A 25065-nucleotide genomic window follows, 5' to 3' on the forward strand; every position below is an offset into this window, starting at 1 on the left:
GCGCCTTCTCCCCGGACGAGCCGCCGCAGGACGAGCCGACGGCCGCGACGTCCACGACCGACCCGGCCCCGAGCGGCGAGCCGACCGGCCCGTCGGCCCCGGGGACGCCGTCGACGGACCCCAGCAGCGAGCCCACGGACCCGGCGACCGACCCGACGTCGCCCGCCAACGTCCCGCCCGCCGACACGCTCGGGAGCACGCCCGTCGAGGTCCCGCCCACCGCTCCGGGCGGCACCCCGGCGACCGACGGCGTCGCGCAGGACCCGTCCGCCGTCGGCGGGACGCCGCCCTCGGGCGACCCGGCGCCCCCGCCGACGCCCGTCGACCCGGGACCGGTCGATCCCGGGCCCGTCGACCCCGGGCCGGTGGACCCGCCGCCCGCGCCGCCGTCGCTCGACCTCACGCTCGGCTCCGTGCAGCTCGCGGCGCGGCAGCCGGCGGAGCTCGTCGTCACCGCCTCGAACTCGGGCGGTCGTGCGGCCGAGCAGGTGTTCGTCGACCTCGTGCTGCCCACGGGGGTCGAGGTCCCCACCGCGCGCGTGGTCGGCGGGTCGGGCGTCGCGACCGTCGTCCGGGCGGAGACGGTGCCGTGCGGCGCCGCGGAGCCGCAGGGCGACGGCACGAGCGTCGTGAGCTGCTCCGTCGGCGTGCTGGGCCCGGGCGAGTCGCGGCGGCTGGCCGTCACCGTCCAGGCCGACTCCGGTGGCGACTACACGTTCTCCGGGTCGGTGCGGGCCCAGGGGGTCGAGCCCGTGCGCCGCACGTTCGCCCCGACGCCGGCCGCGTACTACGGCGCGGAGGTGCGGGTCGCCGCGCTCGACGGCGGTCGGCGCGTCGACGGGCTCACGGTGCCGATGGCCAACCCCGGCGACGGGTCGGTGACGCTGGAGGTCCGCAACACGGGTGACCGCGTCGCGGCCGACCCGGTCGTGACGTTCCCCCTGCCCGACGGCGTCCGCCTCGTCGGCGGCGGTACCGACGGCTGGACCTGTGGCGTCGGCGACGGGACCGTGTCGTGCACCACCGACGCCGACCTGGCGCCGAAGCAGGCGAGCGCGTTCGACGTGCACCTCCTCGCCGCGGCGCAGGACGCGGAGGCCGCCGACCACACGCTCACCGTGGGCGTCGACGCCGTGGACGCGCACGAGGGGTCGACGCGCGTCGGTCTCGACGTGGGGGCGTGGTGGGCCGGGGCCGACGGCCTCGCCGGCGTCGCCACGCCGCGGTGCGGCGCGGACGACGTCGCGTCGGTCCTCGCGACGTACACGAACGGCACGGCGTACGACGACCTGTCCGTCCGGCTCGAGGCCGCCGGTTCGAGCGCCACGGTGCCCGTGGGGCGCGACCAGGAAGCCACCCTCCAGGTCGACGACGGCGTGCGGTTCCCCGCCGGGCCGGCGGCGGTCGTGCTGTCGACGACCGTCGCGGGCGAGACGTTCGAGCACCGGCTCGACGCCGGGACGGTCGCCGCGACGGACTGCTGGACGCAGCCGCCGTGGCTCACCGCGGCGGACGTCGCGATGGTCGCGGAGAACGTCGGCGGGACGGTGCGCTTCACCGCGGTGCCGACCAACGACACGGGGATGCGCATGGATGTGCGCCTCCTCGCGCCCGACACGGGCACGTGGACCTCGGTCGCCGACTCCGCCGCCATCGCGCCGCTGCGCGAGGGCGCCTCGGGCCGGCTCGTGCTCGAGACCGGCCAGGCGCAGACCTCGCGCGCGAACGCGGTCCTGCGCCAGTACCGCTGGCACACGGACGCGGACGGCGACGGCAAGGGCTACCAGCGCCTGCTCCCGCTGCTGCTGGAGAAGCAGTCGATCGCCCCGGCGTCGAGCGCACCCACGGTCGGTCGGTGCGTGTTCGACCGGGCGACCGACACGTCGAGCGCGACGGTGACGCTGCACTACGACAACCGCGCGTCGACGCTGCCGGTGCCGTTCTCGGTGGCGGGCCGCGACGACCTGGCGCGCACGGTGCCCGGCGGCGAGGTGCTCGACGTCGAGGTGCCCGGCGGCGTCGGCGGCGAGGCCGCCGCGTTCACCGTCCGCGCCGACGGCATGGAGCCCCGGACCCATGAGGTCGCGGGGGTCGACTGCTTCCCCTGGGACGTGGCGGCGTCGGCCGCGGCGGCGTGGACCGCGGTCCCCGGGGGCGGGTCGGTCGTGCTCACCGGGACGTTCCGCAACGACCACGCGGTGACGGCGATGCGCGTCGTCATGGACGCCGGCGCGGCGGGGGAGTCGACCGCGGTCGACGTCGGGCCGGGCCAGGAGGTCGCGCTCGCCGTCGACACCCGGTCGCGCGACGTCCCGTCCGGCGCGGTGACGTTCCGCGCGACGCGGCTCGACGCCTCCGGCGAGGTGCACGAGGACGAGGTGGCGTACGCGGCCGTGCGGTACGCGCCGGCGGCGGACGCCGCGCCGACGGTCGGCGAGTGCGTGTTCGACCCGGCGACGGACACGTCGAGCGCCCCCGTGGCGCTGCGGCTCGACAACACCCGGTCGACGGTCCCGGTGACGTACTCCGTCGCCGGTGTCGGCGAGGCCCGCGTGGCCCCCGGCGCGACGGGCTCGCTCGCGGCGACGGTCGGCTCGCAGGGCACGACGTTCACGGTCCTGGCCGACGGCGCGCCGGTCGCGACGCACGACGTCGCCGGCGTCGACTGCTTCCGCTGGGCCGTGGACGGGTCCGCCGGCGTCGAGTGGGCGGCGGACGGCGGCACCGGGTCGCCGGTCCTCAGCGGCACGTTCCGCAACGACCACCGCGCCGCGCCGCTGCGCGTGGTCATGGACGCCGGCGCGCTCGGGGCCTCCGACGCGTGGAGGTCGCCCCCGGGCAGACGGCGACGCTCACGGTCCCCGCGCGGGGCCTGACCGTCAAGGCCGGCGAGGTCGCCTTCACCGCGACGCGTCTCGACGGGTCGGAGGGCGCGCACACGATCACGACGCCCTACGCCGCGTTCAGCTACACGCCGCAGTGGGCGACCGACGTGAGCGTCGAGGCGCGGTGGGAGGACGGCTCGGTCAAGCTCGTGGCGACCCTGACGAACGACTCGCCCGAGACGATCGACGCCCAGCTGCGCGGCGGTTCGCTGCCCGACTCGCCGGTGGTCCGCGGGATCGCCCCGGGCCAGACCGCGACGCTCGTCGCCGACACGCGCTCGACCGACGTGAAGCCGGGACGCGTGGCGTTCCTCCAGACCCGCACGGTGCTCGGCACGTTCTTCTTCGACCAGGACCTCACCGCCGCGTTCGGCGGCGCGTCGTACGTGCCGGAGTGGGACGTGTCGGCGACCGTCGCGACGCGGTGCGTCGCGGACGCGGCCGTGCTCGTGCCGAGCCTGCGCAACGACTCCGGCGAGACGATGCACGTCGTGGCGCGCACGCCGCCCGGGACGCACGACCTGGGCGACGTCGCGCCGGGCCGTGCCGTGAGCGCCGAGGTGGCGACCGGGCAGATGAGCGTCCCGGCCGGCGAGGTCACCTTCGACCTGACGCGGAAGGTCCTCGGCCGCACGTACGTCGAGCACGTCACCGCCGGGTACGGGGCTGTCGACTGCACCGTCCTGCTCCCGGCGGCGAGCCTGCAGCTCGGCGAGCCGTCCTACGACGACGCGCACGGGCGCTCGTACCGCGCCGTGTCCGTCGTCCTCGACAACACCGGGTCGAACGTCCCCGCGTCGTTCCGGGTCACCGGTGCCGCGCAGGGGTCCTGGGAGGTGCCGGCGCACGAGCGCCTGACCGTCGACCTCGGCCAGGTCGGCGCGCAGGGGGCGGCGTACGTCGTCCAGGCCGGCTCGTGGTCGCAGCAGCTCGCGGTCGACGCGTTCTCGGCGGCGCCGCAGTGCGCGACGCCCTGGGACGGTGACGCCTGGTACGTGCGCGGCGACATGGTGTCCTACGGAGGCCGGAACTACTCCGCGGTGTGGCACACGTTCGGCACGCGCCCCGGCGGTCTGATCGGCCGCGGGCTCTGGGACGACCGCGGGCGCTGCGGCGAGGGCTGACGCCCCACCGGGCGCCGGTCAGGCGAGCGCGTCCGCCAGCGCCTCGTCGACGGGGCGGTCGCCGCCCACGAGGTCGAGCACCGTCCCCGCGGAGCGCGGTTCGTGCAGCAGCGCCGCGACGACCAGCGCGACGTCGTCCCGCGAGATGTCCTCGCGATCCCCGCCCGCCTTGCGGCGCTTGCCGCGCGGGCGCTGGCCCTCGTCGTCCACCGGCGCGAGCGCGACCAGGCCCACCCCCGGCTCGTCGGTGAGTCGTCCGGGCCGCACCACGGTCCACTGCAGGAGGGAACGCCGACGCAGGTCGTCCTCCGCGGCGGCCTTGGCCTCCAGGTAGGCCCAGAACACGTCGTCGACCCCGTCCGGCCGCTGCCCGGAGTGCGCGGCCTCGACGCCACGCGAGGACACGAGCACGTACCGGCCGACGCCGCCCGCTCGGCGGCGTCGGCGAGGACCGCGGCGCCTGCCCGGTCGACGGTGTCCTTGCGCTCGGCGCCGCTGCCGGCGCCGGCACCCGCGGTGAAGACGACGGCGTCGGCACCCTCGAGCTCGAACGAGACGGCGACGGCGTCGTCCTGCTCGAGGTCGACGAGCGCGACGTGCGCGCCGAGCTCCGTGAGGTCGGTGATCTGCGCGGCCGACCGGACGAAGGCGACGACGTCGTCACCCCGCTCCACGAGGGTCCGGGCGAGGCGACGGCCGACCTGGCCGTGACCACCCGCGATGACTGTGCGCATGCGCCGAACGTATCGCCGACGGCGGTGGGTCGCCCGGTGAGCGTGCGGCGCTGACCTCGGCGTCGGGTCAGGAGGGCGCGTCGAGCTCGCCGAGCACGACGGGCACCTGGGGGTCGAACCGGTAGCCGAGGCCGCGCACGGTCGTGATGAGGTGGTCCACGCCGAGCTTGCTCCGCAGACGGCGCACGTGGACGTCGATGGTGCGGCTCCCGGGCGCCACGGCGTGGTCGGCCCAGACCGTCTCCAGCAGCTCCGCGCGGCTCACCACGCGGTCGGCGGCGCGCGCCAGGTGCGTGAGCAGGTGAAGCTCGCGCCGGGTGAGCCGGGTCCGGCGACCGTCGACCGTGACGGTCCGCCCGACGTCGTCCACGACCACGCGCGGCACGGGCGCGAGCGCCGCGAGCCGTTCGCGGAACGCCGCGATGTCGGGGACGGGCGACCGCTCGGCGGTCGCCGCGGAGGGTTCCGCGAGGGCGAGCGCGGTGTACGTCTCGGCGTCCGGCAGCCAGTCCCGGGCGAGCTCGCCCAGCGCCTCGGCGAGCTCGACGAGCTCGGCGGCGGGGGCCTCTCCCGGCGCGGCGTCGACGCGACGTACAGGACGAAGCCGGGGCGGCGGCCGCCGTCGTGGGTGGGGCGGGGTGCGGTGAGGGTGGTCACGGGTGGCTCCGGGTGCGTCGGGCTGCCGACGTCTCGGCCGGAGGGGTCCGGCGGGTCGGCGGGTCGAGGGCTGAACGAGGACGGTTCAGGCCTGACAACAGACGCACATGACCGCGCCCGGGAGCGCGCCGGACGGCGCGCTGGCGGGGGTGGTCAGGGTGCTCACGAGAGGCAGCATGGCAGCGCGCGGGCGGCGGTGCCAAGAGCCCGGACCGGAGATCTCACCATCCGGTACAGAAGACCCGGGGCGGCGCGTCACATGCCGGACGCGCGGCGACCTCAGACGACGCCGTAGAGGCGGTCCCCGGCGTCGCCGAGCCCGGGCACGATGTACGCCTTCTCGTTCAGGCGCTCGTCCACCGCCGCCACGACCACGTGGACGTCGACCCGCTCGCCGACGGCCTCCTGCACGACCTCCAGCCCCTCCGGCGCCGCGAGCAGGCACACGGCGGTGACGTCGCGCGCCCCCCGGGCGAACACGTAGTCGATCGCCGCGACGAGCGTGCCACCCGTCGCGAGCATCGGGTCGAGCAGGAACACGTGCGGCCGGTGAGGTCGTCGGGCAGCCGGTTCGCGTACGTGACCGCCTCGAGCGTCTCCTCGTCGCGCTGCATGCCGAGGAACCCGACCTCCGCCGTCGGCAGCAGGCGCGTCATGCCGTCCAGCATCCCGAGACCCGCGCGCAGGATCGGCACCACGAGCGGGCGCGGCTCCGCGAGCCGCACGCCCGTCGTCGTCGTGACCGGCGTCTCGATGTCGTGCGGTTCGACCCGCACGTCGCGCGTCGCCTCGTACGCGAGGAGCGTCACCAGCTCGTCGACGAGCAGCCGGAACGTCGGCGACGCCGTCTCCTTGTTCCGCAGGACGGTGAGCTTGTGGGCGACGAGGGGGTGGTCGGCGACGTGCAGGCGCATGACCGCAACGGTACCCGCCCGGGCGCACCCGCTCGCTAGCCTGGGTCGCGCGACGACGTCTCGCCCACCCCTGGAGGTCACGTGCCCGACGACGCCCCGCAGCCCCGCGACGGTCCCGGCCGGGCCTCGGCGCGCCGTGGGCCGACGCGTCGTTCCCGCCGCCGACGCTCGAGGCGCGCCGCGAGGTCTGGGACGCACTCATGGGCCTCGCGCTGCACGAAGCCACCCACGCGCTCGCGAGCGACGACGTGCCCGTGGGGGCGCTCGTCGTCGGCCCCGACGGGCGGCTGCTCGGGCTCGGGCGCAACCGCCGCGAGGAGACCGGGGACCCGATCGCCCACGCCGAGGTGCTCGCGCTGCGGCAGGCCGCCGCGACGCTCGGGACGTGGCGGCTCGAGGGCTGCACGCTCGTCGTCACGCTCGAGCCGTGCGTCATGTGCGCCGGCGCGCTCGTGCTGTCCCGCGTGCAGCGCCTCGTGCTCGGCGCGTGGGACCCGAAGGCCGGCGCGACGGGCTCCGTCTGGGACCTCGTGCGCGACCAGCGCGCCAACCACGAGGTCGAGGTCGTCCCGGGCGTCCGCGCCGAGGAGTGCGGTCGGCTGCTGCGGGACTTCTTCGGGACTCAGCGCTGAGAACTCCCGGCTCCCACGGTCAGGGTGCGGCCGTCCGGGACGACGCCGCCGGGTCGGGGGCCCGGCCCGACGGTCCGGGACGGCGGCGCCGGGTCTACCATCCGGCGCCTCGTTCCTCGGCGCCTCCCGCCAGACCCGCCACGACCCGGCGCCGCCGTCCCTCCCCGCCGGTCCCGGACCCGCGACGCGGCGTCGTCGTCGCTCCGCCTGGCCCAGGCGTCGGGCCGCGTCAGCTCAGGCGTCGGCGAGGGCGGTGAGGGTCTCGGAGACGCCGGCCTCGACCTTGAGGGTCGCGAGGGGGTCGCCGCGGGTCGCGCCGCGGTTGACGATGACGACCGGCTTGCCGGCCTTCGCCGCGTGGCGCACGAAGCGCAGGCCGCTCATCACCGTGAGCGACGAGCCGGCGACGAGGAGGGCGTCGCCGTCGTCCACGAGCGCGTAGGCGCGGTCGACGCGCTCGCGCGGCACGTTCTCGCCGAAGTAGACGATCTCCGGCTTGAGGACGCCGCCGCAGAACTCGCACGGTGCCGGGCGGAAGTGCGACGTCTGCTCGATCACGGCGTCCGCGTCCGGCGCGATCTCCACGTCGCCCACCTCGGTCACCGACTCGAGGAAGCCGGGGTTGAGCGCCGTGAGCCGGTCCGCGAGGTGCTCGCGCGAGATGACGCGACCGCACTGCAGGCAGATGACCCGGTCGTAGCGGCCGTGCAGGTCGATGACGGTGCGGCTGCCCGCGTCCTCGTGCAGCAGGTCGACGTTCTGCGTGATGAGACCGACGAGCACGCCCGCGTCCTCCAGGCGCACGAGCGCGCGGTGCCCGGCGTTCGGGTGCGTGCGGTGCACGTGCTGCCAGCCCACGTGGTTGCGCGCCCAGTAGTGGCGGCGGAACGCCTCGTCCTGCACGAACTGCTGGTACGTCATGGGGTTGCGCGGCGGCGAGTCGGGGCCCCGGTAGTCGGGGATGCCCGAGTCCGTGGACACGCCCGCACCCGTGAGCGCCGTGATGCGCAGGCCCCGCAGGAGCTCCGCGGCGTCCGCGGCCGTCCCCGTGCGCGGCGCCGGACCGGTGCCCGACGCCGGCGGCCGGCTCGGGCGCCAGGTCAGCCGCGACGAGACGGTCGGGACGGCCGACGGCGGCAGGTTCGCGGCGGACGTCGCCACGTGGGCGGGGGAGGACGAGGCCGGCGTCGAGGGGTCGGAGGGCACGCCTCCCACGGTACGACGACGCCCTGCGGTTGGCGCTCGTCGCCCTGGATGAGGGGCGGGTCGGTGCGCCGCGTCTACCCATCCGCCGCTCGTTCCTCGCGGCTCCCGCCAGCCCCGCCACGACGCGGCGCCCCCACCCACCCCTCCTGCTCCGTCTCACCCGGGCGCGGGGGTCCTGCCGGCCCGAGCCGCGTCGGGGTGCCGTCAGGACGTGGTCGTCGCGTCGTCGGTGTCCGTCGTCGTGTCGCTCTCGCGGCGGCCGCCACCCATGCCGCCCATGCCACCGCCCGACCACTCGCCCGCCGTCACGGGCGTCGAGGCGCTGCCGGTGGTGACGGTGTAGGTGTCGCCGCTCGTCACGTCAGGGGAGGAGAAGACGACGTTCGCCGTGTCCTTCGTGACCGTGTACGTCGCGAGCTCCGTGCCGTCGGCCGCCGTGATCGTGACGGTCCCGCCGGCGCTCGCGGAGACGTCCGTCGCGAGCCAGCCCTGCGCGGAGTCCGCGGAGGGTGCCACGGCCATGCCCGCGCTGCCCGCGGCGAGCAGCGTGCCCCCCGTGACCTCGAGCGTGCCGCCGACGTCGAGCGCGCCGTTCCCGTCGTTCGTCGGGCCCTGGACGACCGTGTCGCCGCCGCTGACGATCAGCGACCCGTTGGAGTCCAGGCCGTCGCCCCCCGCGTCCACGGTGAGCGTCCCGCCCGAGATCGTCAGCGTCGAGCCGTCGTCGCCCTCGAACCCGCCCCCGCCGCGCCCGCCCGGCGGCATCTCGCCCTCGGCCGGGGGCTCGGGCATCTCGCCGTCGGCGGGGGGCTCGGGCATCTGTCCGTCCGCCGGCCGATCGGGCCGTGTGCCGTCCTCCGGCGCGCCGGCAGGCGGCTGCGCCGTCCCGCCCGCCGCGCCGTCGGTGCCCGCGGTGGCGCCGTCGGTCGTGCCGGTGCTCGTGGTGCCGCTGGTCGCGTTGAGCCCGTCGTCGCTCGCGGTCACGTCGACCGTGCCCCCGGCGACGGTGATGTCGGCGCCCTCGATCCCCTCGACGGAGGTCGTGACGGTGAGCTCGCCGCCGGAGACGGTCACGTCGCCGTCGGCGTGCACGCCGTCGTCCCCGACGCGAGGGACACCGACCCGCCGGAGATCGCGACGGCGCCGTTCGCGTGCAGGCCGTCGTCGGCGGCGTCGACGGTCACGGCCGCGTCGTCGCCGACCACGACGCCCACGTCGCCCTTCAGACCCTTGGCCGACGCGTCGTCCGCGACCGTCTCGCCGGCACCGCCCGCCGCGACGACGTCGAGCGTGCCACCGGACACGATGACGTCGGTCACGGCCTGGACGCCGTCGTCGCCGGACGTGATCGTGACCGACCCGCCGCGCAGGTCGACGAAGCCGAGCGCCTCGTCGCCGTCCTCGGTGGATTTCAGCCCGTCGGCCGCGGCCGTGACGTCGAGCGTGCCGCCCGTGACGACGAGGTAGTCCTTGCCCCGCACGCCGTCGTCGCCCGCGTCGACCGTGAGGTCGCCGCCCGCGATGACGAGGCCGTCCTTGGAGACGATGCCGTCGGCCGCGTGCGACGTCACGGCCAGGGTCCCCGACCCGCCGATCAGCAGGTCGGCGGTCGAGAACAGCGCGCCGTCGGGCTCGCCGTCGGCGCCTGACCGGAGTACGTCTCGGCGTCGGTGAGGGTGTTCGCGGACCCGTCGGCGAGCACGACGGCGACCCGGTCGGCGTCCTGGACGTCCACCGCGGCGTTCGTCGTGCCCGTGACCTCGGCACCGTCGAGGACGAGCTGCACGAGCCCTTCCGCCGCGGAGTCGACGACGACCTGACCCTCGAGCGTGCCGCTCAGCACGTACGTGCCCGGGGCGGTGACGGTCACGGTGGCGCCGTCGACGGTCACGCCGCTGCCGTCGGTCACCGTGGCGGTGTCGCCGTCGAGCGCGACGGCGACGGCGGAGGCCGCGTCCCAGGCGAGGTCGGCGTCGTCGACGGCGACGTCGGTGTTGTCGGCCCGGGCCTCGTCGGGGGTCAGGCCCGCGACGGCGGTCGAGGCGACGGTCGTCGTCGCCGTGGTCGCGGCGGTGCCGTCGCTCTCGGTGGCGGCGGTGCCGCTCAGCAGGGAGCAGCCGGCGAGCGCGGCCGCGGCCGCGGCGGCGGTGAGGGTGGCGAGGGGGCGGCGGATGCGCATCAGAGGCTCCTGTCGTCGGGGTGCCCGGCGGTGCGGGCGGGTGCGGTGAGGCCGGGGTCGAGGTGGCGGCGGATGACGCGGCGCCACGGACCGTCCGGCAGGTCGGGGCGCAGCAGCGCCAGGCCGGTGCCGTACTTGGAGATCCGCTCCGGCCGGTGGCCGTGCCGCCACAGGAGGCGGTCGAGGGCGGACGGCGTCGACCCGCCCTTGGTCTCGACGACCACGACGTGCGGGACGGCGAGGGTGACGGCCCGTCCGGTCGGGCGGGTGGTCCCTGCCCGGTCGGTGCCGAGCCGCCACGCCAGCCCGGTGTCGACGGTGGCGCGCGCCCCGCCGTCGGGTCCCGGCAGGTGCAGGGTCGTGCGGCGGTAGCGAGAGACCAGGCCGGACTCGAGGAGGAGCCGGTCCGCGGCGGGGACGCCCTCGGCCACGAGCGCGCGGGTGACGAACGCGCCGCCGGGGCCGAGCGCCGTCGGGCACCCCGCGTGCTCCGCGCGCTGCTTGAGCGTCGTGCCACGGGCGGCCCGCGTCTTGACCTCGAGGAAGCTCTGGCCCGAGTCGAGGTAGGTCCGGGTGCGGACCTTGAACCGGCGACGGCGCCGCGTCGCGGTGAGGCGGAACGAGGCGAGGTCGGGCGTGTCGAAGTACACGGACTCGTAGCCGAACTGGCGGACGCCGTCGATCTCGAGGACCCGGGCGCCGCCCGTGCGGGCGAGCGTGTCGAGGACGGCGGTCGCGTCGTCGACCCCGAGGACGTACTTGCGGTCCACGCGCGCCAGCAGGCCGCGGACGCCACGAGCTCGTCGAGCGCGATCCCGTCGAGCGGGTGGAGGGCCGCGCGCACGAGGTCGTGCGCGGTCGCGAGGCGGGTGGGCGCGGTCACGCCGAGGCCCCGACGTGGGCGCGGGCGGGCGGCGCGGGTGCGACGTCGGGCGCGGTCGGCGCCGCGGCGTCGGCCCGGCCCTCGGCCCGCGCGGTCACGCCGGAGCGACCGGACCGGCGCGCCGCACGCCCCGGGGCGCTGAAGCGCACGTCGACCCAGGTCGTGTCGTTGACGAGGTCGACCCGCTGGACGCTCACCCCGTGGACGCGCGCGCCGAGGAGCTGCTCGAGGTGCGCGACGAGTGCCTCCTCGTCGACGAGCGCCCGGTCGAGGACGATCGTCCGGCTGCGCGCGCGGCGCAGGACGCGCTGGTGGTCGGCGGCGGCCATGACGGCGACGACGAGCGCCGAGCCCGCCACGGACAGCCACCCCGTGGTGGCGCCGAGCCCGCCGAGCAGGCCGAGCGCCAGGGCCGCGAAGTAGTACGCGACCTCGGTCTGGGACAGCTCGGTCGAGCGGAGCCGGATGATCGACAGGACGCCGAAGAGGCCGAGCCCGAGCCCGGCGCCGACCGCGCTCGACGCGAGCGTCGCGGCGACGACGAGCACGCCGACGTTGACGCCGAGGTACGCCACCACGAGGTCGCGCCGGCGGTGCCGGGGGAAGTAGAGGCCGAGGGCCAGGACGGCGACCGCGACGAGGTCGACGACGTAGAGCAGGGGCTGGGACACGGGGCGGCTCCCGGGGCCGGGGCGCTGGGCGCCGGTGGACGGTGACAGGTCCAGGGAAGGGCCGGTGCCTATGCGTCCGCTGTGGAGGCCGCAGGGCGCGCGTATGAGTGCCGTTCACCACGCGGACCCCTCGCGTTCACCGGGGCGGACGCCGGGTGTGACGTGGACCTCGCCGGACAGCCGTGGGAGGCGGGCGGCGAGTGATGTTAGCCTCACCTAAGACGGCCATCGACGAGAGGCAGGCATGTCGACCCCCACCACGCAGGCGCCCCGTCGCGCGCGCCCGCAGACGATCCTGGAGGTCCTCGAGACCTCATGGCTCGCGCCGCACATGGTGCGCGTCGTCGCGGGCGGGCCCGGCTTCGCCTCGTTCACGACCAACGCGAGCACCGACAAGTACGTGAAGATCTTCTTCGCCAAGCCGGAGCTCAAGCTCGAACCGCCGTACGACGTCGCCGCGCTGCGCGAGACGCTCGCGCCCGAGGACCTGCCGGTCACGCGCACGTACACCGTGCGGCACGTCGACGAGGCGGCGCAACGCCTCGCGATCGACTTCGTCGTGCACGGCGACGAGGGGATCGCCGGACCGTGGGCGGCGAGCGCGCGCCCCGGTGACCGCATCGTCTTCGCCGGCCCTGGCGGCATGTACACCCCTGACCCCACGGCGGACTGGCACCTGCTCGCCGGCGACGACTCGGCCCTGCCGGCGATCGCCGCCGCGCTCGAGGCGATGCCGCGCGACGCCGTCGGGACCGCGCTCGTCGAGGTCGCGAGGGAGGCGGACGTGCAGCCGCTCGACGCCCCGGCGGGCGTCGACGTGCGGTGGCTGTTCCGCGGCGACGCACCCGCGGGCACGACGACGCTGCTCGCCGACGCGGTCGACGCGCTGCCGTGGCGCGCAGGCGCGTGTGCGTCTTCGCGCACGGCGAGCGCGAGGCCATGAAGGCCCTGCGCCGCGTGTTCGCCTCCCGCGGCGTGCCGCGGGAGGACCTGTCGTTGTCCGGGTACTGGGCGTACGGACGCGCCGAGGACCGGTTCCAGGCCGAGAAGCGGCAGCCCATCGGTCAGATCTTCGAGGACTGAGGAAGAACATGAACGCACTGACCCACCGCGGCGCCGCCGCGACCCGTCGCGCCGCCGTCGCCGGTGCCGCCGCCGTCGCGCTGCTGGCGCTCGCGGCCTGCTCCAGCGACTCGGGCGACGACGCCGGGGGCGGCGACGCCTCGCCGTCGGGCACGGAGAGCGAGGCGGCGGCCGACGCGTTCCCCGTGACCATCGACACCGCCTTCGGCGAGGTCGAGATCCCCGAGGAGCCGACGCGCGTCGTCGCGCTCGGCTGGGGCGACGCGGAGACGGCGCTCGCGCTCGGCGTGGAGCCCGTCGGGGCGAGCGACTGGCTCGCGTTCGGCGGCGACGGCGTCGGGCCGTGGCTCGAGGACGCGTACACGGAGTCGCCGGAGATCATCGGCACGCTCGAGCCGTCGTACGAGCAGATCGCCGTGCTCGAGCCCGACGTCATCCTCGACGTGAAGTCGTCGGGCGACCCGGAGCGGTATGAGCGGCTGTCCGAGATCGCGCCCACCGTCGGCGTCCCCGAGGGCGGCGAGGCGTACCTCACGCCCATGGAGGACCAGGTCGACATGATCGCCGCCGCCCTCGGGCGCAGCGACGCCGGCGAGAAGCTGCTCGCCGAGGTCGACGACGCGTTCGCCGCCGTCCGCGAGGAGAACCCCGACTTCGAGGGCAAGACCGCCGTCATCGGCTCGTACTGGGCAGAGGGCTTCGGCGCGTACGTGTCGACCTCGAGCCGCGGCGAGTTCATGCAGTCCCTCGGGTTCGTCACCAAGCCCGAGATCGACGAGGCCGCGGGGGAGGAGTTCTCCGTCAACCTCGGCACCGAGAACCTCGACCTGCTCGACGCCGACCTCACCGTCATCCAGCCGATCGGCTTCACCGCCGCCGAGGTCGAAGAGCAGCCGCTGTTCCAGGCCGTCCCCTCCGTCGCGGACGGCCGGTACGTGGTGTTCGACGACGAGGACCTGTCCAACGCCTTCTCGCTCGGCACCCCGACCGCGGTGATCTACGCGATCGACAATGTCGTGCCGCTGTTCGCCGAGGCTCTCGGCGGCAGTGACCCGTGGCGTCGGTCGTCCCGTGAGGGCGGCCGACGCCCGCGGTGAGCCGCACCAGGACGCCGATTCGGTGTCCTGGGGTCGGAGCAGGTATCCTGCTTCGGCCGGGTTCACCGGCAGAGGTAGCGTGTCCGAGCGGCCTAAGGAGCACGCCTCGAAAGCGTGTGTGGGTGAAAGTCCACCGTGGGTTCAAATCCCACCGCTACCGCCACCCGAAGGGCCCCACCCGCGAGATTCCGCGGCTGTGGGGCCCTTCGTCGTACCCGGCCTTCGTCCCCACTCGCTGGGCGCGTGCCACCTCGCGGGCCAGCCGCATGACGAAGGGCGGCCCCAGAGCATTCCGGAACCGCCCTCGACTCGTCAGCCTCTCGCCGCTCAGCGCGACGTCAGCTCTTTCTTGCCGTGCTGCGGCGTGTCTCGCCGGACTGCCGCGATGAGCGCAGCGAGTTCCGGGATGACCTGAGGCTCAGCATCGAGCGCTGCGTCGACCTGGTCGAGCTCTCGCGGAGTCAGCTGGATGACACGGTCACGGAGAAGGACCTCGCGGGCGTGCTCCATCGCCGCGCCGAGCACGAATGCGGACACGTCCTGCTGCTGTGCTGCGGCTGCCTCGCGGATCGTCGCGAGTGCTTCGGGTGAAACCCTCATGTTGAGGCGTTCGGACCGCGCGTTCGCGGTAGGCATCTCTACTCCTTGTCGCGATGAGCCGGCGCGCTGCAGCGCGCCCGACGTACGGCCATCGTACGTACCTGGTGCGTACGGATCAATCGGGATCTGGAGCAGCGAAGGTCGCGCGGAGGTCCCCCGTGGTGAGGAACAGGCTGAGATCGTGATCGAGGAACCGCCGGAACCCGTGCTTGAGATAGAAGCAGGCGGCGTACTCGTGCAGAGCGTGGACGACCACGATCTCGAAGCCGACGTGGTCCGCCGCAGCCAGGAGCTTCTGCAGCGCATCGAAGAGCAGCAGGCGGCCGGCACCGTGTCCCTGGTAGTCGCGGTCGACGGCAAGGCGAGCGATGAGCATGGCCGGTACCGGGTAGCGGCGGCTACGTCCGGTGGCCGACGCGCCGTCGGCAGCCGAGAGCTCGAACGTGCGCATCGAGTAGTAGCCGGCGATGCGGCCCTGCTCCTCGTCGAGGAGGAGTGTCGTGCGGACGTTGTCCTTCTTCTCGCTCTGCCGCGCATACCTCGCCAGCCAGGTATCGAGCTCCGGCTCGCCGCAGCTGAACGGATGGAGCTTGAGAGCCGCGGAGTCGAACGGCCGCGTGATGAGCATCCTGCAGAGTGCCTTCCGCATCGACGGGCGAGCTGCCGTGGGCACCGTAGAGGGGAGCGGTGACACTGCGGCCCGAACGAAGGTGCGCGACCTGCTCGAGGTGCACCCTGCCCCGGAGCCGGTTACCGCCGGCTGATCGGGGGCGGGTCGCCGCGGGCACGGTGCCCTCCGTCAGGGCGATGCCGTCCCGGCGGGCGCCGGCGAACCGTCGGCCAGCAGCGCCTGCATCGCCCGCTCGATGGAGGTGAACCGGCCCGTGGCGTTCCCCAGGTAGCCGCGGACCATCGCGCCGTCGCGCAGCATCACGATGCGGTCCGTCGTTCCGGCCGGGTCGCGCACGCCTGCCGCGCGGACCAGGCGCAGCACCATGCCCCGGTACCAGGCGCGGTGGTCGTCGACGACGCGGCGGACCGGGTGGTCGGGGTCGCGGAACCCGCCGGCGGCGCTGAGGAACGGGCATCCGCGGAACGAGGGCGCGGACGTCTCCAGGCCGATGGCGCTCGCGAGGAGCATGAGCGCTTCCGTGCCGTTGCCGGCGGCGCGCGCGGTGAGCGACTCGACCGTCCGTCGGTCGTCGGCCGAACGGCGCTGGAGAAAGGACACCGCGAGATCGTCCTTCGACGAGAAATGCCGGTACAAGGTCATCCTGGTGGTGGACGCTCTCTCGACGACGTCCTCGATGCTCACATTCTTGATGCCGTGCTCGTAGAAGAGCTCGTCCGCCGCTTCAAGAATGCGTTTCTTCGTTGCGGACCCCCGCGGGGCGGGGGTGGCAGAAAATGTCACAGCGGGCCTTCTCCTGGCGCATCGAGGTCGCGTGGAAGGTGACCATAACCCCTCGTGGGCTCCCCAGGAAGACCCTGACGAACCCCTTACCAAACGGCTCGACGTGGGGTATACGCGCACGCGAGAGCGCCCGGACAAGAATGACCAGTATCGTTTCGAAGTGTTGTGTGTCGTGCGCGTAAAACGTCGATCGCGGATGGATAACAACCGCGGTCGGGGCCGAAGAATCGGGCAGGAGAGGCCCGATCCCGGACATAGCATCCCCGGGTCCACATCATCGGATCGTGACGCGCTCGACCGGATTCCGGCGGCGGTCATCCGACGGCGGCACACCCGACGCCGCCTCGCATCGGAGGAACTCATGAGAAACAGGCGCTTTGCCGCGCTCACGGCCCTCGGGCTGAGCGGCGTCCTCGCTCTGACGGCGTGCTCGTCCGGCTCGGACGACGACGCCCAGGACGCCAGCAGCAGCGGCTCGAGCACCGGCGTCGTCACCGTCAGCAACGGCGAGCCGCAGAACCCGCTGATCCCGACGATGACCAACGAGACCAACGGCTCGCTCACCGTGCAGAACATCTTCTCGGGCCTCGTGTACTACGACGCCGAGGGCGGCGTGCACAACGAGGTCGCCGAGTCGATCGAGTCCGAGGACAACCAGGCCTGGACGATCACGATCGCGGACGGCTGGACGTTCACCGACGGCACGCCGGTCACGGCCGAGAGCTTCGCGTCCGCCTGGGACTACGGCGCCGCGCTCGACAACGCGCAGAACCTGTCGTACTTCTTCGAGCCGATCCAGGGCTTCTCGTACGACGCCAACACCTCCCTGATCGAGGAGGGCGGCCTCGTCGTCGAGGACGAGTCCACCCTCGTGGTCAACCTGACGCAGCCGGAGTCGGACTTCCCGATCCGCCTCGGGTACGCCGCCTTCTTCCCGCTGCCCGAGGCGTTCTTCGACGACCCGGAGGCGTTCGGCGAGGCGCCGGTCGGCAACGGCCCGTACATGCTCGAGACGTGGGAGCACGACTCGCTCATCTCGCTGGTGCCGAACCCGGACTACGCGGGCGAGCGCACCCCGGCCAACGGCGGGCTCGAGCTCATCGCGTACACCGACGAGGACTCCGCCTACAACGACCTGCTCGGCGGGCAGCTCGACATCATCAAGAACGTGCCGTCCTCGGCCTTCGCGACGTTCGAGGACGAGCTCGAGGGGCGTGCGGTCAACCAGCCCGCCGCCGTCATCCAGACCCTGACGGTCCCCGAGTGGCTTCCCGAGTTCCAGGGCGAGGCCGGCCTGCTCCGCCGGCAGGCGATCTCCCACGCGATCGACCGGGACGAGGTCACCGAGACGATCTTCGCCGGCTCGCGGACCCCGGCGACCGACTTCACCTCGCCCGTCATCGACGGCTGGACCGAGGAGATCCCGGGCAACGAGGTCCTCGAGTACGACGCCGACCTGGCCGCCGAGCTGTGGGGCGAGGCCGAGGCGATCGAGCCCGTCGGCGACTACACGCTGCAGATCGCGTCGAACGCGGACTCCGACCACCAGACCTGGGTGGACGCGGTGTGCAACAACATCCGCACCGTCCTCGAGATCGGCTGCGAGTTCTTCCCGTACCCGACGTTCGACGAGTACCTCGACGCCCGTGACTCCGGCTCCGTCCCCGGCCCGTTCCGCGGCGGCTGGCAGGCGGACTACCCGGCCATGAGCAACTTCCTCGGCCCGATCTACGGCACCGGGGCGGGCTCGAACGACGGCCAGTGGTCGAACGCCGACTTCGACGCGACCCTGACCGAGGCGAACAGCGCCGAGACCCGGAGCAGGCGGTCGAGCTGTACATGGACGCCGAGACGATCCTGTTCGAGAACCTGCCGGGCACTCCCCCTGTGGTACTCCAACGCCACCGGCGGCTGGGCCGACACGGTCGAGAACGTCGAGTTCGGCTGGGACTCCGACCCGATCCTCTACCAGGTCACCAAGGCCGAGTGAGGCCGGCAGCCACGGCGCCGGGACCTCCCGGCGCCGTGGCCGCTGCGCCCCTGGATCGTGACGACGGAAGCGACACCGCCCCATGCGTTGGTACATCGGCCGCAGACTGCTGCAGGTCGTCCCCGTGTTCCTCGGCTCCACCCTCCTGCTGTACGCCCTGGTGTTCCTGCGCCCCGGTGACCCGGTGGCCGCGCTCGGCGGCGAGCGCGGGCTCGCGCCCGCCGTCCAGGAGCAGATCCGGGCCGAGTTCAACCTCGACGAGCCCTTCATCGTGCAGTACCTGCTCTACCTCAAGGGCATCTTCACGCTCGACTTCGGCGTCACCTTCACCGGTCGCGAGGTCATCGACGTCATCGCCCAGGCCATCCCGGTGACGTTCCAGCTCGCCCTGATGGCCCTGGTGATCGAGGCGGTCCTCGGCGTCGGCTTCGGGCTCCTCGCGGGCCTGCGCAAGGGCGGCGTGTTCGACTCCACGGTGCTGGTCCTCAGCCTCCTCGTGATCGCCGTGCCGACGTTCGTCATCGGCTTCGTCATGCAGATCGTCGTCGGCGTGAACCTCGGGTGGCTGCCGGTCACCGCCGGGCGGGACCCCGACCTGGTCAGCCTCCTGATGCCGGCGATCGTGCTCGCCGCGACCTCGTTCGCCTACGTGCTGCGCCTCACGCGCACCTCGGTCCAGGAGAACCTGACCGCGGACTTCGTCCGGACCGCGCGCGCCAAGGGCCTGTCCCGCACGCAGGTGACCGGCCGCCACGTGCTCCGCAACTCCCTGATCCCGGTCATCACGTTCCTGGGCGCCGACCTGGGCGCGCTGATGGGCGGGGCGATCGTGACCGAGGGCATCTTCAACATCCGCGGCGTGGGCGGGACGCTCTACGACGCGATCACCCGCGGCGAGAACGCCACCGTCGTGTCCCTGACCACCGTCCTGGTCCTCGTCTACATCGCGGCGAACCTGGTCGTGGACCTCCTGTACGCCGCGCTGGACCCGAGGATCCGCTATGCCTGAGACCCACTTGACGACGACGCCGGTGCGCACCGCACCGAGGCCCGGCCAGGAGCACGTCGCCCTCCCGCTCGACGAGGGCGGCCTCGGCGCCGTCGACGCCGTCGCCTCCACGGCCGCCCCGTCCGGCTTCTGGCGCGAGGCGTGGCGCGGGATGCGCCGTCGGCCCCTGTTCTGGGTGTCCGGCGCGGTCATCCTCCTCGTCCTCGCCGTCGCGGCGTTCCCCGGGGTGTTCACCTCGATCGACCCGCGCACCTGCTCGCTGTCCGACGCGCTCGCCGGCCCGCGCGGCGGCCACCTGTTCGGCTTCGACCGCCAGGGGTGCGACATCTTCTCGCGCACGATGCACGGCGCCCGGGCCTCCGTCACGGTCGGCGTGCTCACCACCACGTTCGTCGTGGTCGTGGGCACCCTGATGGGCGCGGTCGCCGGCTACCTCGGCGGCTGGGCCGACACCCTGCTGTCCCGCCTCACCGACATCTTCTTCGCGATCCCGCTGGTGCTCGCGGCCATCGTCATCATGAGCGTGTCGACGGAGCGGACGGCGCTCACGGTCGCGGTCGTGCTCGCCGCCTTCGGGTGGTCGTCGATCGCGCGGATCGCCCGCGGCACGGTCATGTCGGTGAAGAACAACGAGTTCGTCACCGCCGCGCGCTCGCTGGGGATGGGCCGGACCGCGATCCTGCTCCGGCACGTGCTGCCGAACTCCGCGGCGCCGATCATCGTCTACGCGACCGTCGCCCTCGGCACGTTCATCGTCGCGGAGGCCACCCTGAGCTTCCTCGGCATCGGTCTGCCTCCCTCGACAGTGTCCTGGGGCGGGGACATCTCGCAGGCGCAGGGTGCGATCCGCACCAACCCCGAGATCCTGCTCTACCCGGCCGGTGCGCTCGCCCTCACGGTGCTCGGCTTCATCATGATGGGCGACGTCGTGCGCGACGCCCTCGACCCGAGGCCCGCACCCGATGAGCGCTCCCACGCCCCCCACCCCCGACGTCGACCCCACGGCCCCGCTGCTGGAGGTCCGCGGCCTCGAGGTGTCCTTCAGGACGGACGCGGGTTCCGTCCAGGCCGTCCGCGGCGCCGACCTCACCGTCTACCCGGGGCAGTCCGTCGCGATCGTCGGCGAGTCCGGCTCCGGGAAGTCCACGACGGCGCACGCGATCATCGACCTGCTGCCCGGCACCGGGAAGGTCACCGGCGGCAGCATCCGGTTCGCGGGCCGCGAGCTCGTCGGCCTCGGACGCCGTGACGTCGAGGCGCTGCGCGGCGACCTCATCGGCCTGGTCCCGCAGGACCCGATGTCCAACCTCAACCCGGTGTGGAAGATCGGCACCCAGGTCGACGAGGCGCTGCGCGCGAACGGCTTCCGCGGGTCGCGGGCCGAGCGTCGGGCCCGCGTCGCCGAGCTCCTGGCCGAGGCGGGCCTGCCCGACGCCGGGCGGCGGGCCTCGCAGTACCCGCACGAGTTCTCCGGAGGCATGCGGCAGCGCGCCCTCATCGCGATCGGCCTGGCCGCCCGGCCCCGGCTGCTCATCGCCGACGAGCCGACCTCCGCCCTCGACGTCACGGTGCAGCGGCAGATCCTCGACCACCTCGACACGCTGACGCAGGAGATGGGGACCGCGGTCCTGTTCATCACGCACGACCTCGGTCTCGCCGCGGAGCGTGCCGAGCACCTCGTCGTCATGTACCGCGGCCAGGTCGTCGAGTCCGGGCCGGCACGCCAGATCCTGACCGACCCCCGGCACCCGTACACCCGACGGCTCGTGGCCTCCGCGCCGTCGCTGGCGTCGCGCCGCATCGAGGTCGCGCACGCGGACGGTCGGCCGAGCGACGAGGAGCTCGCGCGCCACTCCGGCGATCCGGAGCCGCGCCGGGACGAGATCGTGGTCGCCGCGCACCTCACCAAGACGTTCCGGCTCCGCGGCCACGGACCCGGCACGCGCGAGTTCACCGCGGTGGACGACGTGAGCTTCTCGCTCGCGCGGGGGCGCACGCTCGCCCTCGTCGGGGAGTCGGGGTCCGGCAAGTCGACGGCCGCGAACATGGTCCTGGGCCTGCTCGAACCCACCTCCGGGAGCGTGCAGTTCGACGGGCACGACATCGCCATGCTCACCGGTCGTCGCCAGATGGCGTTCCGTCGCCGCATCCAGCCGGTGTTCCAGAACCCCTACGGCTCGCTCGACCCGCAGTTCTCCGTCTACCGGACGCTCGAGGAGCCGCTGCGCCTGCACAAGGTGGGCGACCGCCGGTCGCGCGAGGCGCGCGTCCGGGAGCTGCTCGACATGGTCGCCCTCCCGCAGTCCGCCGTGCGGCGGTTCCCCAACCAGCTGTCCGGAGGGCAGCGGCAGCGGGTCGCGATCGCCCGGGCGCTCGCCCTCCAGCCCGAGGTGATCGTCCTCGACGAGGCCGTCTCCGCCCTGGACGTGCTCGTGCAGGCGCAGATCCTCGAGCTGCTGGCCGAGCTGCAGCGCGAGCTGGGGCTGGCCTACCTGTTCATCACCCACGACCTCGCCGTGGTGCGGCAGATCGCGGACTCCGTGGTGGTGATGAGGTCGGGGAAGGTCGTCGAGCACGCGCCGACCGACGAGTCTTCGACCACCCGCGGGAGGAGTACACGCGCGACCTGCTCACCGCGATCCCGGGCGCCGGCCTCGTGGTGAGCGCGTCGGACGCCTGAGGAGCGGGGTCGGCTCGACCGACCCGTGCGCGAGGGTCTCGCGACGTCGTCGGCAGCCCCTCGCGCACGGCCGGCGTGCTCGGCGGCCGGAAACGCGGTCGACATCGAGTCGTGACGCGATGGTTTCGTTCGGACCCTGGCGTAATAGGCGACGACCTGGCTAGTGTGCAGGAGTCCGAACAAATCGCCCTGGCGGGCCAGGAAGAGCAACGAGGCCTTCATGTCGCACCGACCGTCCCCAGCGCTGCACGCGCACCCCCCTCAGCACCCGGTCAGCCGCCCACCGCGCCGCGCCCGCAGCCGAGCCGCCGGCGCGGCGCTCGTCGCCGCCGGCGCTCTGGTCGCGAGCCTGCTCGCGACGCCGGCCGCCGCCGCGCCGCTCCCGTCCGCACGGCCCGCCGCGGCGGCCGACGGCCCCGCGGACATCAACGGCTACCGCAGCGTCGGCTACGTCATGGCCGACTCGCGCGTGACGCGCGACTTCCACGTCGCCGACCTCGTCCGCACCGGCGCGATCGAGGACCTCACCCACATCAACTACGCGTTCGGCAACGTCACCGCGGACCTCGTGTGCGACATCGCCGACGTCCCCGGCGAGGGCGACCCGCTCAACGACTTCGTCGCCGAGGTCGACGCCGAGGATTCGGTGGACGGCGTCGCCGACCGCCCCGGCCAGGCGCTCGCGGGCAACTTCAACCAGCTCCGCAAGCTCAAGGCTCTGAGCCCGGACACGAAGGTCCTCGTCTCGCTCGGCGGCTGGACCTGGTCCGACCACTTCTCCGAGGCGGCCTCGACGCCCGAGGGGCGCAGCGCGCTCGTCGACTCCTGCATCGACCTGTACATCGAGGGCAACCTCCCCCTGGTCGACGGCAAGGGTGGTCCGGGCGCGGCGGCGGGCGTCTTCGACGGCATCGACATCGACTGGGAGTGGCCCGTCACCGGCGGGGAGACCGCGAACGCGCGCCCCGAGGACAAGGAGAACTTCCTGCTCCTCATGGAGGAGTTCCGCGCCGAGCTCGACGCGCTCGGCGCCGAGACGGGCGAGGACTACCTGCTCACGGCGTTCGCGCCCGCCGGCGGCTGGAACGCCGGGCAGGGCGGCTGGCTCGACCCCCGCCTGTTCGCCGTCGTCGACTTCCTCAACGTCCAGGGCTACGACTTCCACGGCGGGTGGGTGCCGGACCAGACCGGGCACCAGGGCAACCTCCACCCGGACGGCACGCAGAACTGGGGCCTGGGGCTCGACGGCGCGATGGCGATGTACACCGCCGCGGGCGCGGACCCGAGCCAGCTCAACGCGGGCCTCGCCGCGTACGGGCACGGCTGGTACGGCGTCGACGACGGCTCGCGGGGCTGGCAGCCCGCACAGGGGTACGTCGGCACGCGGACGTACGCGCAGCTGCAGGCGCAGGACGGCGAGCGCTTCTTCGACCCGGAGATCGGCGCCTCGTGGCTGTACGACGGCGACGAGTGGTGGAGCTACGACGACCCGGCGTCGGTGACCGCCAAGGCGGAGTTCGTCGCGACGCAGGGCTACGGCGGCGCCATGTGGTGGGACCTGTCGGGCGACCACCGCAACGAGCTCGGCGACGCGCTCGGCTCGACGCTGCGCGCGGCGACGCCCGGCCCGGGCGTCGCGGACGCGTGCGCCGTGCCTGGTACGGCACCGGCGTCTACACGGGCGGCGAGGTCGTCTCGCGCGAGGGCGTCGAGTACCGCGCGCAGTGGTGGACGCGGAACCAGGAGCCGGGCGCGCACGCCTGGGGCCCGTGGGTCGAGGTCGGGCCGTGCGGCACCGCGCCGGCGGTCGAGGTCGCGGACTGCGCCCCCGCGTGGTCGCGCGAGGCCGTGTACACCGGCGGGCAGACCGTCTCGCGCGCGGGCGTGAACTACCGCGCCCAGTGGTGGACGGCGGGCGAGCTGCCCGGGTCCGTCACGTGGGGCTCGTGGGACCCGGTCGGCCTCTGCGCCTGAGCCGGCGCGCTCGGAGCCTTCACACGCAGGTCCGGCGCCCCTCGCCGCCCCGTCGGACGGGCGCGAGGGGCGTCAGGCGGGCCGTCGGTCGGGCACCGCCGCGACCGCCTCGATCTGGACCAGCGCGCCGGGGCGGCCGATCCCCACCCGCAGCACGGTGACGGCCGCCGGGTGCGGGCCCCACACCTCGCCGACGACGGCGAAACCCTCCCTGAGGTCGGCCTCCGGCGCGAGGTAGACGGCGAGACGGGCCACGTCCTCGGGGCCCGCGCCCGCGGCGTCGAGCACGGCGAGGACGTTGCGCAGCGCCTGCGCGGTCTGCGCGGCGATCCCGCCCTCGACGATCTCGCCGTCGGGGCCGGTCCCGTTCTGGCCTCCGACGTAGAGCGTGCGGCCGGTCTCCGTGATCGTCCCCTGCGAGAACGCGGGGTTCGTGTGCAGGCCGGGCGGGTTGACGTGCGTGACGGTCGGCGTGCTCGACATGCTGCGCCTCCTGGGTGTGCGACGACGGTCCTCGGGGCGGCGACGACCCGGGGTGGCCGGCCGTCGGCGACGCTACGCCGCACCCCCGACACGCCTCGCCGACACGCCGCTCCGGCGGGACGACCGCGCGCGGGGTGTGTAGGAAGGGGGCATGAAGCAGTCGGCCGGTCTGGTGCTCCACCGTGTGCGCGACGGCGTCGTCGAGGTGCTGATCGGGCACATGGGCGGGCCGCTGTGGGCGCGCAAGGACGCCGGCGCGTGGACGATCCCCAAGGGTGAGATCGACCCGGACGAGGACCCGCACGCCGCCGCGCTGCGCGAGTTCGCCGAGGAGCTCGGCGTGCCGGCGCCGGCGAGCGACGTCCCGGACCTCGACCTCGGGACGGTGCGCCAGCGGGCCGGGAAGCTCGTCACGGCGTGGGCGCGTCAGGCGGACCTCGACGTCAGCAGCATCGCGAGCAACACGTTCGTCGCGGAGTGGCCGCCGCGGTCCGGGAGGATGCAGGAGTCCCCGAGCTCGACCGCGCGGGGTGGTTCCCGCTCGCGCGCGCCCGCGGGCTCGTCGTCTCGGGTCAGGTCGCGTTGCTCGACCGCCTCGAGGAGCTGGTGCGCCGCGCTTGACGCGCCCGGGCACGGCGAAGGCCCCGGGACCACGAGGTCCCGGGGCCTTCGCGACCGGGGCTCAGCCGAGCAGGAAGGGCCCGGCGGCGAACCCTGCCACCAGCCCGACCGCGACGGCGGCGACCGCGGACAGGTGGGAGCGTCGCGCGCGGGTGGTGGCGCGGCGCACGGTGCCGGCCGGCGTGGCGGGCAGCGTCTCGGTCATGGCGGTCCTCTCGACGTGGTGTTC

At 74.2% G+C, this 25065-nt stretch carries 20 protein-coding genes, 1 tRNA gene and 7 pseudogenes; 14 read left to right on the plus strand and 14 right to left on the minus strand.

Translation table 11 applies throughout. The features are described 5' to 3' along the window. Together BJF88_RS19485 and BJF88_RS06460 are read left to right on the plus strand one after the other, a co-directional pair. Nucleotides 1–2876: pseudogene (locus BJF88_RS19485) on the plus strand (hypothetical protein); the annotation flags it as partial. Continuing rightward, nucleotides 2822–4009: a hypothetical protein gene (locus tag BJF88_RS06460; RefSeq protein WP_075828208.1), complete on the plus strand. Its 1188-nt coding sequence runs from the start codon at nt 2822–2824 to the stop codon at nt 4007–4009. The pseudogene BJF88_RS19485 and the gene BJF88_RS06460, both read left to right, overlap by 55 nt. Nucleotides 4010–4027: 18 nt before the next feature. Here BJF88_RS06460 and BJF88_RS23200 read toward each other — a convergent pair. Further along, nucleotides 4028–4683 (minus strand): annotated as a pseudogene (locus tag BJF88_RS23200) (NAD(P)-binding oxidoreductase). Here BJF88_RS23200 and BJF88_RS21475 point away from each other — a divergent pair. After that, a complete protein-coding gene (locus BJF88_RS21475) occupies nt 4606–4797 on the plus strand; it encodes a hypothetical protein (protein ID WP_255371820.1) in 192 nt (63 codons plus the stop codon). The pseudogene BJF88_RS23200 and the gene BJF88_RS21475 overlap by 78 nt on opposite strands. Nucleotides 4798–4810: 13 nt before the next feature. On the opposite strand, the gene BJF88_RS06470 is transcribed toward BJF88_RS21475, so the two are convergent. Next, nucleotides 4811–5128, minus strand: coding sequence for a winged helix-turn-helix domain-containing protein (locus BJF88_RS06470; RefSeq protein WP_158068890.1), 318 nt, complete (start codon nt 5126–5128; stop codon nt 4811–4813). Between the two features lie 551 nt (nt 5129–5679). After that, nucleotides 5680–6314: pseudogene (upp, locus tag BJF88_RS06480) on the minus strand (uracil phosphoribosyltransferase). Between the two features lie 200 nt (nt 6315–6514). Between upp and BJF88_RS06485 the strand changes: the two are divergent. Continuing rightward, nucleotides 6515–6946 (plus strand): nucleoside deaminase, encoded by a 432-nt coding sequence (locus BJF88_RS06485; protein ID WP_075828211.1) that lies wholly within the window; start codon nt 6515–6517, stop codon nt 6944–6946. A 234-nt stretch (nt 6947–7180) separates the two neighbouring features. On the opposite strand, the gene BJF88_RS06490 is transcribed toward BJF88_RS06485, so the two are convergent. From BJF88_RS06490 to BJF88_RS06505, 6 genes are all read right to left on the minus strand, one after another. Continuing rightward, a complete protein-coding gene (locus tag BJF88_RS06490) occupies nt 7181–7966 on the minus strand; it encodes an NAD-dependent protein deacetylase (protein WP_075828237.1) in 786 nt (261 codons plus the stop codon). Nucleotides 7967–8356: 390 nt separating this feature from the next. Continuing rightward, the gene (locus BJF88_RS20290) at nt 8357–9244 is read right to left on the minus strand and encodes a carbohydrate-binding domain-containing protein (protein WP_222843938.1); all 888 of its coding nucleotides are present in this window, start codon (nt 9242–9244) and stop codon (nt 8357–8359) included. Next, complete coding sequence (locus BJF88_RS20295; RefSeq protein WP_222843939.1) at nt 9223–9771, minus strand: carbohydrate-binding domain-containing protein; 549 nt, start codon at nt 9769–9771, stop codon at nt 9223–9225. The genes BJF88_RS20290 and BJF88_RS20295 overlap by 22 nt, the downstream gene beginning before the upstream one ends. Beyond that, nucleotides 9747–10331, minus strand: a complete 585-nt coding sequence (locus BJF88_RS20300) for a carbohydrate-binding domain-containing protein (protein ID WP_083648921.1) — start codon at nt 10329–10331, stop codon at nt 9747–9749. Before BJF88_RS20300 ends, BJF88_RS20295 begins: the two co-directional genes overlap by 25 nt. Next, on the minus strand, nt 10331–11101 hold the full coding sequence (locus BJF88_RS06500; protein ID WP_139315942.1) for a VTC domain-containing protein: 771 nt from the start codon (nt 11099–11101) through the stop codon (nt 10331–10333). The genes BJF88_RS20300 and BJF88_RS06500 overlap by 1 nt, the downstream gene beginning before the upstream one ends. Before the next feature lie 109 nt (nt 11102–11210). Beyond that, on the minus strand, nt 11211–11885 hold the full coding sequence (locus tag BJF88_RS06505; protein WP_083648922.1) for a DUF4956 domain-containing protein: 675 nt from the start codon (nt 11883–11885) through the stop codon (nt 11211–11213). A 331-nt stretch (nt 11886–12216) separates the two neighbouring features. Between BJF88_RS06505 and BJF88_RS06510 the strand changes: the two are divergent. From BJF88_RS06510 to BJF88_RS06520, 3 genes and pseudogenes are all read left to right on the plus strand, one after another. After that, nucleotides 12217–12968, plus strand: a pseudogene (locus BJF88_RS06510) (siderophore-interacting protein). A gap of 8 nt (nt 12969–12976) precedes the next feature. Then, a complete protein-coding gene (locus tag BJF88_RS06515; RefSeq protein ID WP_075828212.1) occupies nt 12977–14065 on the plus strand; it encodes an iron-siderophore ABC transporter substrate-binding protein in 1089 nt (362 codons plus the stop codon). A gap of 73 nt (nt 14066–14138) precedes the next feature. Then, nucleotides 14139–14228: transfer RNA gene (locus tag BJF88_RS06520), tRNA-Ser, on the plus strand. 164 nt (nt 14229–14392) lie between these two features. On the opposite strand, the gene BJF88_RS19490 is transcribed toward BJF88_RS06520, so the two are convergent. The 3 genes from BJF88_RS19490 to BJF88_RS19495 form a co-directional block, all read right to left on the minus strand. After that, the gene (locus tag BJF88_RS19490; RefSeq protein WP_075828213.1) at nt 14393–14701 is read right to left on the minus strand and encodes a DUF1778 domain-containing protein; all 309 of its coding nucleotides are present in this window, start codon (nt 14699–14701) and stop codon (nt 14393–14395) included. 79 nt (nt 14702–14780) lie between these two features. Continuing rightward, nucleotides 14781–15293 carry a GNAT family N-acetyltransferase gene (locus BJF88_RS06530; protein ID WP_075828214.1) on the minus strand — a complete coding sequence of 171 codons (513 nt, stop codon included), beginning with the start codon at nt 15291–15293 and terminating at the stop codon, nt 14781–14783. 171 nt (nt 15294–15464) lie between these two features. Then, nucleotides 15465–16079, minus strand: coding sequence for a TetR/AcrR family transcriptional regulator (locus tag BJF88_RS19495; protein ID WP_075828215.1), 615 nt, complete (start codon nt 16077–16079; stop codon nt 15465–15467). A 361-nt stretch (nt 16080–16440) separates the two neighbouring features. Between BJF88_RS19495 and BJF88_RS06540 the strand changes: the two genes are divergently transcribed. The 5 genes and pseudogenes from BJF88_RS06540 to BJF88_RS20305 all read left to right on the plus strand — a co-directional run bounded on the left by BJF88_RS06540 (nt 16441) and on the right by BJF88_RS20305 (nt 23646). After that, complete coding sequence (locus BJF88_RS06540) at nt 16441–18069, plus strand: ABC transporter substrate-binding protein (RefSeq protein WP_139315944.1); 1629 nt, start codon at nt 16441–16443, stop codon at nt 18067–18069. Nucleotides 18070–18151: 82 nt separating this feature from the next. Then, nucleotides 18152–19078, plus strand: coding sequence for an ABC transporter permease (locus BJF88_RS06545; protein ID WP_075828216.1), 927 nt, complete (start codon nt 18152–18154; stop codon nt 19076–19078). Then, a pseudogene (locus BJF88_RS06550) lies at nt 19071–20030 on the plus strand (ABC transporter permease); the annotation flags it as partial. The gene BJF88_RS06545 and the pseudogene BJF88_RS06550, both read left to right, overlap by 8 nt. Before the next feature lie 10 nt (nt 20031–20040). After that, a pseudogene (locus BJF88_RS06555) lies at nt 20041–21758 on the plus strand (dipeptide ABC transporter ATP-binding protein). Nucleotides 21759–21978: 220 nt separating this feature from the next. Next, on the plus strand, nt 21979–23646 hold the full coding sequence (locus tag BJF88_RS20305) for a glycoside hydrolase family 18 protein (RefSeq protein WP_075828217.1): 1668 nt from the start codon (nt 21979–21981) through the stop codon (nt 23644–23646). Between the two features lie 158 nt (nt 23647–23804). Here BJF88_RS20305 and BJF88_RS06570 read toward each other — a convergent pair whose 3' ends face one another. Next, nucleotides 23805–24215: a RidA family protein gene (locus BJF88_RS06570; RefSeq protein WP_075828219.1), complete on the minus strand. Its 411-nt coding sequence runs from the start codon at nt 24213–24215 to the stop codon at nt 23805–23807. Between the two features lie 220 nt (nt 24216–24435). Between BJF88_RS06570 and BJF88_RS23205 the strand changes: the two are divergent. Beyond that, nucleotides 24436–24513: pseudogene (locus BJF88_RS23205) on the plus strand (NUDIX hydrolase); the annotation flags it as partial. A 179-nt stretch (nt 24514–24692) separates the two neighbouring features. Beyond that, a complete protein-coding gene (locus BJF88_RS23210; protein WP_369824505.1) occupies nt 24693–24836 on the plus strand; it encodes a hypothetical protein in 144 nt (47 codons plus the stop codon). 61 nt (nt 24837–24897) lie between these two features. Here BJF88_RS23210 and BJF88_RS19505 read toward each other — a convergent pair whose 3' ends face one another. Continuing rightward, nucleotides 24898–25041 (minus strand): hypothetical protein, encoded by a 144-nt coding sequence (locus tag BJF88_RS19505; RefSeq protein WP_158068891.1) that lies wholly within the window; start codon nt 25039–25041, stop codon nt 24898–24900. Between the last annotated feature and the right edge of the window lie 24 nt (nt 25042–25065).

The sequence above is a fragment of the Cellulosimicrobium sp. CUA-896 genome (genome assembly GCF_001942335.1).
Classification (GTDB): Bacteria; Actinomycetota; Actinomycetes; order Actinomycetales; family Cellulomonadaceae; genus Cellulosimicrobium.

Bases quoted from the DNA above. Each gene is read 5' to 3' on its own strand.
- BJF88_RS20300 (WP_083648921.1), bottom strand. From the start codon at position 10,331: ATGCGCATCCGCCGCCCCCTCGCCACCCTCACCGCCGCCGCGGCCGCG.
- BJF88_RS06515 (WP_075828212.1), top strand. From the start codon at position 12,977: ATGAACGCACTGACCCACCGCGGCGCCGCCGCGACCCGTCGCGCCGCC.
- BJF88_RS19490 (WP_075828213.1), bottom strand. From the start codon at position 14,701: ATGCCTACCGCGAACGCGCGGTCCGAACGCCTCAACATGAGGGTTTCA.
- BJF88_RS06540 (WP_139315944.1), top strand. From the start codon at position 16,441: ATGAGAAACAGGCGCTTTGCCGCGCTCACGGCCCTCGGGCTGAGCGGC.
- BJF88_RS06570 (WP_075828219.1), bottom strand. From the start codon at position 24,215: ATGTCGAGCACGCCGACCGTCACGCACGTCAACCCGCCCGGCCTGCAC.
- BJF88_RS06545 (WP_075828216.1), top strand. From the start codon at position 18,152: ATGCGTTGGTACATCGGCCGCAGACTGCTGCAGGTCGTCCCCGTGTTC.
- BJF88_RS19505 (WP_158068891.1), bottom strand. From the start codon at position 25,041: ATGACCGAGACGCTGCCCGCCACGCCGGCCGGCACCGTGCGCCGCGCC.
- BJF88_RS20305 (WP_075828217.1), top strand. From the start codon at position 21,979: ATGTCGCACCGACCGTCCCCAGCGCTGCACGCGCACCCCCCTCAGCAC.
- BJF88_RS06485 (WP_075828211.1), top strand. From the start codon at position 6,515: ATGGGCCTCGCGCTGCACGAAGCCACCCACGCGCTCGCGAGCGACGAC.
- BJF88_RS06530 (WP_075828214.1), bottom strand. From the start codon at position 15,293: ATGCTCATCACGCGGCCGTTCGACTCCGCGGCTCTCAAGCTCCATCCG.